Annotated in this window: 10 protein-coding genes and 1 pseudogene; 8 read left to right on the top strand and 3 right to left on the bottom strand. The window is 64.3% G+C overall.

Annotation, left to right across the window (positions count from 1 at the left end; all coding sequences use genetic code 11):
• Together ABZW74_RS18815 and ABZW74_RS18810 are read left to right on the top strand one after the other, a co-directional pair.
• The coding region (locus ABZW74_RS18815) for a hypothetical protein (protein WP_355278351.1) at nucleotides 1-219 on the top strand (219 nt) is incomplete at its 5' end.
• A gap of 91 nt (nucleotides 220-310) precedes the next feature.
• Complete coding sequence (locus tag ABZW74_RS18810; protein WP_355278349.1) at nucleotides 311-1,444, top strand: amidohydrolase family protein; 1,134 nt, start codon at nucleotides 311-313, stop codon at nucleotides 1,442-1,444.
• 303 nt (nucleotides 1,445-1,747) lie between these two features.
• Here the strand turns inward: ABZW74_RS18810 and ABZW74_RS18805 are convergent, their stop codons facing one another.
• Nucleotides 1,748-2,191, bottom strand: a complete 444-nt coding sequence (locus ABZW74_RS18805) for a helix-turn-helix domain-containing protein (protein ID WP_240857049.1) — start codon at nucleotides 2,189-2,191, stop codon at nucleotides 1,748-1,750.
• A gap of 44 nt (nucleotides 2,192-2,235) precedes the next feature.
• Between ABZW74_RS18805 and ABZW74_RS18800 the strand changes: the two genes are divergently transcribed.
• The 4 genes from ABZW74_RS18800 to ABZW74_RS18785 all read left to right on the top strand — a co-directional run bounded on the left by ABZW74_RS18800 (nucleotide 2,236) and on the right by ABZW74_RS18785 (nucleotide 4,693).
• Nucleotides 2,236-3,342 carry a phosphotransferase gene (locus ABZW74_RS18800; protein ID WP_240857050.1) on the top strand — a complete coding sequence of 369 codons (1,107 nt, stop codon included), beginning with the start codon at nucleotides 2,236-2,238 and terminating at the stop codon, nucleotides 3,340-3,342.
• A gap of 23 nt (nucleotides 3,343-3,365) precedes the next feature.
• On the top strand, nucleotides 3,366-3,911 hold the full coding sequence (locus ABZW74_RS18795) for a YceI family protein (protein WP_355278345.1): 546 nt from the start codon (nucleotides 3,366-3,368) through the stop codon (nucleotides 3,909-3,911).
• Nucleotides 3,912-4,076: 165 nt separating this feature from the next.
• Entirely contained in the window at nucleotides 4,077-4,289 is a 213-nt protein-coding gene (locus ABZW74_RS18790; RefSeq protein ID WP_240857052.1) for a CopG family transcriptional regulator, read from the top strand.
• Nucleotides 4,286-4,693 carry a PIN domain-containing protein gene (locus ABZW74_RS18785; RefSeq protein WP_355278343.1) on the top strand — a complete coding sequence of 136 codons (408 nt, stop codon included), beginning with the start codon at nucleotides 4,286-4,288 and terminating at the stop codon, nucleotides 4,691-4,693. The genes ABZW74_RS18790 and ABZW74_RS18785 overlap by 4 nt, the downstream gene beginning before the upstream one ends.
• A 163-nt stretch (nucleotides 4,694-4,856) precedes the next feature.
• Here ABZW74_RS18785 and ABZW74_RS18780 read toward each other — a convergent pair whose 3' ends face one another.
• Together ABZW74_RS18780 and ABZW74_RS18775 are read right to left on the bottom strand one after the other, a co-directional pair.
• On the bottom strand, nucleotides 4,857-5,852 hold the full coding sequence (locus ABZW74_RS18780) for an LLM class flavin-dependent oxidoreductase (protein WP_355278340.1): 996 nt from the start codon (nucleotides 5,850-5,852) through the stop codon (nucleotides 4,857-4,859).
• A 29-nt stretch (nucleotides 5,853-5,881) separates the two neighbouring features.
• Nucleotides 5,882-6,319, bottom strand: a pseudogene (locus ABZW74_RS18775) (AMP-dependent acyl-CoA synthetase); the annotation flags it as partial.
• Nucleotides 6,320-6,451: 132 nt separating this feature from the next.
• On the opposite strand from ABZW74_RS18775, the gene ABZW74_RS18770 reads away from it, so the two are divergent.
• Nucleotides 6,452-7,501 (top strand): serine hydrolase domain-containing protein, encoded by a 1,050-nt coding sequence (locus ABZW74_RS18770; RefSeq protein ID WP_355278338.1) that lies wholly within the window; start codon nucleotides 6,452-6,454, stop codon nucleotides 7,499-7,501.
• A gap of 243 nt (nucleotides 7,502-7,744) precedes the next feature.
• A complete protein-coding gene (gene ilvD, locus ABZW74_RS18765; RefSeq protein WP_240857057.1) occupies nucleotides 7,745-9,487 on the top strand; it encodes a dihydroxy-acid dehydratase in 1,743 nt (580 codons plus the stop codon).
• Nucleotides 9,488-9,524 lie beyond the last annotated feature (37 nt).

Genomic DNA, 9,524 nt, shown 5'->3' with positions numbered 1-9,524 from the left:
ACCGCCCCATCACGAAACTCCCGGTCGTACTTCTTCCGCTTCTCTGGCATCGTGCTCCTCATTATCGATGCCTCTACGGTTCGGGGGGAACCTCACTTCATCGATGGCATGTCCGCGTCGATGATCTCGGTCGCTGTCGTTCTCCTCGTCGCTGCGATCGGATGCGCTCTCAAAGCTCCTCGACAACAACCCGACAGCGACGCCGCCGACAACCGGTGACTCACGCCGAGCCATCTGATACCCGAATCCAGCCGAGATTGTTCGATCTCGCCCTCGCCACACCACTTCACCCCCGAAAGGTCCAGAGTTGATGACTACAACCCCGAATCCATCCTCTCCCAGCAACATTGAGTCTCCGTCGGCCCTGAGCCGTCGATCACTACTCATCGGTGCCGGCGCGGTGGCTGCCGGGGCCGCAGTTGCGACGAGCGCTGCACCAGCGGGTGCTGCGCCTGCACCCTCGGGGCGGTACCGGATCGACCTCCACGCCCATTTCCTCCCACCGGAGTACCGTGCCGCACTGCTCGAACACGGCCACTTCACCATCGGTGGCTATCCCACCCCGCAGTGGTCGCCGGAATCAGCGATCGACTTCATGGACCGCTGGGGCATTCAATCCCAGGCACTCTCGGTGTCCGACCCGGGCGTGTCCTTCCTGCACGGCAAGGATGCCCGTGACCTCGCCCGCTACTGCAACACCTACGCCGCCCGACTGTTCCGAACACACCGCACCCGCTTCGGCGCGTTCGCCGTGCTCCCCATGCCCGACGTCGCAGCCTCGATCGCCGAACTCGAGTACGCACTCGACACCCTCCACCTCGACGGCGTGGTGCTGTTGTCCGCGTACGACGGCGTCTACCTCGGCGACCCACGATTCGAACCGCTCATGGCAGCGCTCAATCGCCGCAAGGCGTTCGTCTTCGTCCACCCCGCCGCCATCCCGGACAACGCCAAACCCTCACTCCCACTTCCGGACTTCCTCGAAGAATTCACCTTCGACACAACCCGTGCGGCAACCCTGATGCTCGCGGGCGGCACTCTGCGCCGCTACCCCGGCATCCGGTTCCAGCTGTCCCATGCCGGCGGCACGCTGCCATTCCTGTCGTGGCGCATCGGTGTACTTGCCGAAACGCCCGTCGGCAACCATTGGCCTGGCGGCGCTCCGCGTCCCTCGGCCCTCGATGTGCAACAACTGATCCGCACGTTCTACTTCGACACCGCCCTGAGCGCGTCCGAAGCCGCCATGCGGTCGGTACTGGCCGTCGCACCGCGCTCGCACATCGTCTTCGGCTCCGACTGGCCCTTCAGCCAGACCGTTTTCCTCGAAGGCGGCGGCGACCCCGCCCCCGGACTGAGTGACGTCTTCAACGCCCGCCAACGCTACGAGATCGAACACATCAACCCGTTGCAGCAACTCCCCCGCTTGCGCGCCGCCGTGAGCTGACGGGCTCGATCCGCACCCGGATCAGCCTGGACCAGCGCGGTCGTCGGCGCCCATTTACGCAGCGTCTCCGGCGTGGTGATGCCCAGCAACTCCGCGGCATGCCGGATCGCCCCTACTCCGTGGAATGCTCACCACGAACATTGGCGACCATCGTCACCGCCGGCTCCCGCACATGAGGCTCGTGTTGGCCGGGCGGCTTGCACCACCACGGAGGAAATCGTCGGCCTTCCGGTCACGATGGTGTCCCACAACCCACGACAGCCCTTTTCGTCACCGTGACGAACCCGGTAAGTGGCCGCCGAATCACAATCTTTCAGAGAACTTTCCGATCTCGATCAGTACCCGCCTGAAGGCGGCATAGTCGTCGGAACCCACGAGCCCGGTCCATTCGTCTTCGATGTCGGCAATTCTGCGGAGGCCGCGCATCAGCATGGACGAGCCTTTGCGCGTGAGCCGTAGCTTGCGGTTTCGGCGATCGCCGCTGTCCTCAGAGGCGACCAGGTAGCCGTCGTCGGTCAGCTTTGCGATGTGTTGTCCGGCACCCTGTTTCGTCATCCCCAATACACGGGCGACATCGACGCTGCGCGCAGATCCGCGGTCGATGGCCTCCAGGATCCGGAACTGCGACGGGCGCAGACCCCGCCACACCTCGTCGTCGAAGCTGTCGGCAATTCGTTCGATCGCCCGTCCCATCAGCGTCGCGATGTGTTCGTCGTCCGCTGATACTCTATTGACAAAACTGGACAAGTAACTTACCTTTCTTGGTAAAGCTGATTGTCTAAGGATAGCTCATGACGACCCCGACCTGGCCAGAAGAACTCGCGATCCAACCTCGCGAACTCGCCCAACTGCTGGGCGTCTCCGAGGTATCAGCCATCGAGGTGACCGAGCTCCCGTATGCGTTCCTTGCGCTCACCACCGGATCGCGATGGTGCGTGGACGTGACCACGCCAACGGGTCCACTCGCGCTTGTCGTCAAGGTCGCACGGGATGTCCGGCGCTCCCCCGTCTTCAGCCTGATCCCCGCCGAACTCGCCGAGGCCGCGGCGCGGGGCCTTCCCTGGGAGATCGAGCCCAATGTGTATCGATCAGAGTTGGGAAGTTCTCTGCCGCAAGGTATGTCGCTCCCCTGCTGCTATCACGTCCACCCGATCGACGACGCCTCGTCGGCAATCTGGATGGAGCGAATAGCTCACACCGAGACCTGGACACCACAGATCTACGCCGACGCCGCACTCATGCTCGGCCGCTTCGCGGCATCCTCGGAGGTCGGGCAGGTCGCCGACACGATCGGACACCCCTCGGGCCCACAGCAAGCTCGGGTCTACTACGAAGGCCGCCTGCGTCCCCAGTTCGTCGACGCGTTCACGGCAGGCGAGATCTGGGCGCATCCCGTCGTGTCACGCCACGTCGACTCGGCGCTGCGGGCGCGCCTGTTCGCACTCGTCGACCTCATGCCGACACTGATCGACGAGATCGAGGCGCTGCCGCTACTGAGCGCCCACGGCGACGCCTGTCCGAGCAATCTCCTCAGCACAGGCGAGGGAACGTTCACGGTGATCGACTGGGCATTCTTCGGTCGCGCGCGAATCGGCTTCGACCTCACCCAATTGGTCATCAGTGCCATCGACCTCGGCCAGATGTCCGCCGACCGGCTCCCCCAGTTGCAAGACGTGTGCGTGAGCCGGTATCGCAGCGGCTTGGCCGGCAACGGTTTTCACATCGATCGTGACAGTCTGGCGCGCGCCCACCGGATCCAGCTCGCCGCGTTCAGCGCGCTGTCGGCGATTCCACTGGAACAGCTTCCGCCGGGCGACTCTGCAGATCCGAGCCTTCATTCCTTGGTACACGAGCGAATGCGCGCGCTGGACCACATCCTGCGCGGCATAGGCATCTGACAAACACAAGACAGGAGACCACCATGACCTCGCCTACCCTCACCACCCGCATCGAAGCCGGCACGTGGATGATCGACCCCACCGACTGGCGCATCGGTTTCTCGGTGAGAGAACTCGGACTCGTCACCGTCAACGGAGAATTCACCAACTTTCGCGGGACTTTCACCCTCGACGACGATGGAAACCCTGCGATTCGCGTCGAGATCGACATCGACTCGATCGCCACTGGGAACGACCGACGCGATCGAGACCTGCGGTCGGGGACCTTCTTCGACACCGGCACCTACCCCACCGCCACATTTGTCAGCACTCAAGCAGCGGCGTGGGATGGGGACGACGACCTCGGGCAGACGCTCACTGGTGACCTGACGATCAAGGGCATCACTCGACCGGTGATGCTCACCGTCGCACCGATCTCCGACCTCCGACTCGGCCGCGACCTCGGCGACGTCGACCTTCGGGCGCGAACCACTGTGCGCCGCAGAGAGTTCAGGGTGGGACCTCGCAGTACCCTGATCATCGGCGACACAGTCACCGTCGCCCTTTCGGTTCGGCTGCAGCGAACCTGAGCGGAGGACCGCTCATTCGTGACCGAGCTGCACCTCTGCCGCGCTCATACAGGCGCTGGAGTGGATTCTTGCCTCGGGCGGCGGCGGTATCGTCAGAGGTCACGACCGTACGCGGGCGGCTGATGAACAAACCAGCGTGATACCACCGGTGGTACCATGTATGGCATGGCCAAGACCACGCTTTACCTCCCCGACGACCTGAAGCGGGCCATCGAACTCGAGGCGCGCCGACGCTCACTTCCCGAGGCCGAGATCGTGCGGCAAGCATTGCGAAAGGCTCTGAGCGACAACACACCTCGACCTCGCGGTGCATTGTTTTCAGGCAACGAACCCATTGCCGAGCGGGTCGACGAACTGCTCGAGGGCTTCGGCGAGTGATCGTCGACACCAGCGCACTTCTGGCCTACTTCGACGCAGCTGAGCCGCAGCATGAAGCCGTCGCGAAAGTGATCGATGCATCCAATGAACCCTTGGTCGTATCGCCCTACATCGTCGCTGAACTCGACTACCTCGTTCTGAGTCGCCATGGCTCTCACATCGAGCGCATCGTGCTCGACGAATTGAGTTCGGGTGCATGGGAACTCGCTGCCATGTCGCGCGAGCGGCTATCAGCCGCTTCGGTGATCGTTCGACAGTATTCCGATGTGCCGGTCGGTGTCGCCGACGCGTCGAACATCGTCTTGGCCGATGCATATCGGACCAGAACGATCGCCACTCTCGATCACCGACACTTCTCTGTCCTCCGGCTCGGCGACGGTTCTGCACCGTCCATCATCCCGTGAACCGGGCTGCCGAACGTCCACCATCGTCACGGGCAGCCTGGCCCGTCAGCTCCTCATCGACCGCCGTGCGACATCTGGCCGACGTCGTGCATTGCCTCCAAAGCACCCAGCATCCCGAATCTCATCCGAGATGGCGCGTCCGAGGTCAGCGTGCGTGGTCGCCTCAGATCGCGTCGACCTGAGGCATGATGTCGTTCTTCAGCCGCTTCATGTCGTCCATCGTCTTCGGGGTGGGCACATCCGCGAACGGTGGCCAGACCAGTAGCTTTGTCAGCCCCGCCTCGCGGTAGCGCTTGAGCATGTCCGTCACCTGACGTTCCGAGCCGACGAGCAGGTTTGAGGCCTTGCCGGCCGGCGTCTGGTCCATGGCGACGTCGGTGATCACGGTCCAGATCATGGTCGCGATGTCGAGGTCGTCGATCGTGCGAGCGGTGTCGAGCTCGGCGAGTTCGGTGGCGATCTCCGCGCGCCAGGTGGCGATCTCCTCGGGCGAATCCTGAATGCCGATCCACCCGTCAAGGCCGTACTTCGCAACGCGTTTCGCTGCTCGCTTCGCGTCTTTCAGGCCACTGAAGTACATGGGAGGTCGCGGCTGCTGCAGGGGCTTCATCCCGAACCCGCTCGGCCCGAAATCAGCGAACTCCCCGTGGTATTCAAAAGTGTCGTTCGCCCAGATACCTTGCATGATCTCGATGGATTCGCGCAGGTGCTGGTGACGCCGAGGGAAGATCTGGCTCGCGCTCGCAGCCGCGAACTCCTCGGGCATCCATCCCGATCCGACGGCGACGTTGAGCCGACCACCGCTGAGATGGTCGATGGTGGCGAGTTCGGCGGCGAGAACCCCCGGTGAGCGGTACGGCGTGTCGATGATGCTCATCCCGATCCGTACCTTCGAGGTCTTCGCGGCCAGCCATGGGAGCAGCGGAAAGCCCTGCAGGAAATCACCTTTCGACGAAACCGGCAGCTGCTTCGGGAGCTCGTGCATCATGCCGAACGCGTATTCCATCTCGGCACGGTCAGACGCCTCGGGGACGATGATGCGGTCGAGCGTCCAGACCGATTCGTAGTCCAGCTCCTCTGCGAGCTGTGTGAGGTCCTCGAGTTCGGCGACCGTGATCTTCTCGCGGAAGTTGGGGAGATACAGGGCGAGTTCGAGCATGGGTTCCTCCTCGGTGGGTTGGCAATGATTCAGTTGTCGGTGAGCGTCGCGCGGATGTCGGTCTTCAGGATCTTTCCGACGGTCGATCGCGGGAGGTCGTCCCAGGTCTCGATCTGTTTGGGGGGCTTGACGCTTCCGATCTTCTGCTTCACGAAGCGGATGAGGTCGTCGGGGTCGACGGACGTTTCGTCATGCAGCAGGACGACGGCGGTGACACGCTCGCCCCACTTGTCGTCGGGCAATCCGACGACGGCACAGTCGCGCACGGCCTTGTGCGCGATGAGCGCCTGCTCGACCTCAGCGGAGTAAACGTTGAATCCGCCGGTGATGATCATGTCCTTGGCTCGGTCGACGATGTACAGGAACCCGTCCTCGTCGAGGTAGCCGACGTCGCCGGTGTGATGCCACCCGTGTGCCGACGCCTCGGCGGTGGCTTCGGGGTTCCGGTAGTAGCCCGCCATGACGAGCGGCCCTCGGCCGTTGTATCGAGACGATGTCGGGCAATAGGTGTCGTCGTAAGTGCGGTGGCCATCGCAATCGCAGGCTGTTCGTCGTCATCGAGCTCACCTACGACCCCCTCGTCGGCGGTGTCCACCGCGATGGACGCGGCCACCACCGCAGCGCTGCAGAAGGTGCTCGACGACACCCGGGTCCGAACGGGGGCGCCCGGGGCGCTGGCCCGCATCATCTCGACGAACGGCACCTGGACCGGCGCATCGGGGACCACCGCGGCGAGCGGCACATCGAAGCCCGGTGCGACCGATCACACCCGCGTCGGGTCGCTGACCAAGACAATGACGGCGACGGTGCTGCTGCAGTTGGTGCAGGAAAGCAAGGTCTCGCTGGCCGACCCAATCGGCAAATACGTGCCGGGCGCCCCGAACCCGTCGGCGACACTGCAGCAAGTCGCCGACATGAGCAGCGGCATCCCGTCCTACACCGCATCGAACGCCTTCACCGATACCTACTTCGCGCACCCCGAGAAACCTTGGCAGCCTCAACAACTCGTCGACATCGCCAAGTCCATGCCCGCGGTGTTCGCGCCCGGGCAGGGGTGGCAGTACTCCAACACCAATTACGGGCTGTTGGGCATGGTGATCGAGAAGGTGCTCGGCCAGCCGATCGGCGAGGTCTTCGGCAAACGGCTGTTCGGTCCATTGGGCATGGACAACACCAGCTTTCCCGGTGATTCGACCGCCATCCCGGCGCCATATCTATCTGGCCTGACCAACCAGGGCCAGCCGGCGGGGAGCAACGTCGACTCCACGCATTGGAATCCGTCGATGGCGTTCACCGCGGGCGCGGTGATCTCCACCCTCGACGACCCGCAGAAGTGGGGTGCCGCCCTGTTCACCGGCGCGGGCATCCTCGACGCGAGAACCCAACAGCTGCGCCGGGATTCGATCCTGCACTCGCCGCCACCGAACAGCCCGACGGCGGGTTACGGAATCGGCCTCGGCGACCGCGACGGGTGGTGGGGCCACGACGGCGACCTCCCCGGCTACAACAGTGTGCTGTTCCACAACTACACAACCAACACCACCGTCATCGTGCTGACCAACACCGACAACAGCACCACGATCGACGGCCGGCCGACACCGGCCGCGCAGGCAATCTTCGCGGGACTGGCAGCGGCGTTGCCGCAGTAGGCACTGACCTGACTTCAGCGAATCACTCGCTGTCAGTCGCGGGCCCCTCGTCGGTTGCACCGCCCTCGCCTGTCCAGTCGCCGGACTCGTCACCTGCGGCCGGGTCGGACTGAACGTCCGAGGCTGCGTCGTCTGGGCCGACGTCCGTCTCTTCGGTGTGCGGTTCGGACTCCCTTGACGTCATAAATCCTTGATACCAGGCGCGCAGCACACAGTTGCGGTTCCGGCAATTATGGTGGCGCTATGAGCAAGGCAACGCAGCTGAACAGCCCATCAGATCTGACCGTCGCCGACAGTGGCGTCGACATGAAGCCCCGCAGTCGGGACGTGACCGACGGCCTGGAGAAGACGGCGGCCCGAGGGATGCTTCGCGCCGTCGGAATGGGCGACGACGACTGGGCGAAACCGCAGATCGGCGTCGGATCGTCGTGGAACGAGATCACTCCCTGCAACCTGTCGCTGGACCGTCTCGCCAAGGCGGTCAAGGAAGGGGTGCACGCCGCCGGCGGCTACCCCCTCGAGTTCGGCACCATCTCAGTGTCCGACGGGATCTCCATGGGTCACGAAGGCATGCACTTTTCGCTGGTCTCCCGAGAGGTCATCGCCGACAGTGTCGAGACGGTGATGAGTGCCGAGCGACTCGACGGATCGGTGCTGCTCGCCGGCTGCGACAAGTCCCTGCCGGGCATGTTGATGGCCGCTGCGCGCCTAGACCTGTCCAACGTCTTTCTCTATGCCGGTTCGACGCTGCCCGGGTATGCGACCTTGTCGGACGGGCAAGAGCGCCAAGTGACGATCATCGATGCGTTCGAAGCCGTCGGCGCGTGTTCGCGTGGCTTGATGAGTCGCGAGGACGTCGACACGATTGAACGTGCCATCTGTCCCGGCGAAGGTGCGTGCGGCGGGATGTACACGGCCAACACGATGGCCAGCGCGGCCGAGGCGATCGGGATGTCGTTGCCCGGTAGCGCGGCGCCGCCGGCGCCGGATCGTCGCCGGGACCGGTACGCCCACCAGAGCGGCGAAGCCGTCGTCGAACTCCTCCGACGTGGAATCACGGCACGCGACATCATGACCAAAGAGGCCTTCGAGAACGCGATCGCCGTGGTCATGGCGTTCGGCGGCTCCACCAACGCCGTACTGCATCTGCTCGCGATCGCGCACGAGGCCGAGGTGGAACTGTCCCTCGACGACTTCTCACGAGTCGGCGCTCGTGTTCCGCACCTGGCCGACGTCAAACCATTCGGCAGTCACGTGATGACCGACGTCGACCAGATCGGTGGGGTCCCGGTTGTGATGAAGGCATTGCTCGACGCCGGGTTGCTCCACGGCGACTGCCTGACCGTCACCGGGCGCACGGTCGCCGAGAACCTGTCCACCATCGCGCCGCCGGATCCCGACGGCAAGGTGCTGCGGGCAATCTCCGAACCGATCCATCCGACCGGGGGGATCACGATCCTCAAGGGCTCACTCGCGCCGGAAGGTGCGGTGGTGAAGTCTGCCGGATTCGACTCGGATGTGTTCGACGGTGTGGCAAGGGTTTTCGATCGAGAACGCGCTGCCATGGATGCGCTGGCCGATGGCACGATCACCGCCGGAGACGTGGTCGTGATCCGCTACGAGGGACCCAAGGGCGGGCCGGGGATGCGCGAGATGCTCGCGATCACCGGCGCCATCAAGGGTGCCGGTCTGGGCAAAGATGTCCTGCTGATGACCGATGGCAGATTCTCCGGCGGCACCACCGGACTCTGCGTCGGACACATCGCGCCCGAAGCGGTGGACGGCGGGCCGATCGCCCACGTCCGCGATGGTGATCGGATACGGCTCGACGTTGGTCGGGGCAGGCTCGACCTGTTGGTCGACGACGCCGAACTCGCCTCGCGCGCAGAGGGTTTTGTTCCGCTCCCCCCGCGCTACACCCGCGGGGTACTGGCCAAGTACTCCAAACTGGTCACCTCGGCGTCTCGTGGCGCCGTGTGCGGCTGACAGACGACATCCGCGATCGAGTCGCGCGGCTACGCTG

Source organism: Gordonia sp. NPDC003585, from assembly GCF_040610755.1.
In the GTDB taxonomy this organism is placed as follows: Bacteria; Actinomycetota; Actinomycetes; order Mycobacteriales; family Mycobacteriaceae; genus Gordonia.
The sequence above is the reverse complement of the archived record's forward strand: the minus strand, read 5'-3'. Positions and strand labels throughout refer to the sequence as shown.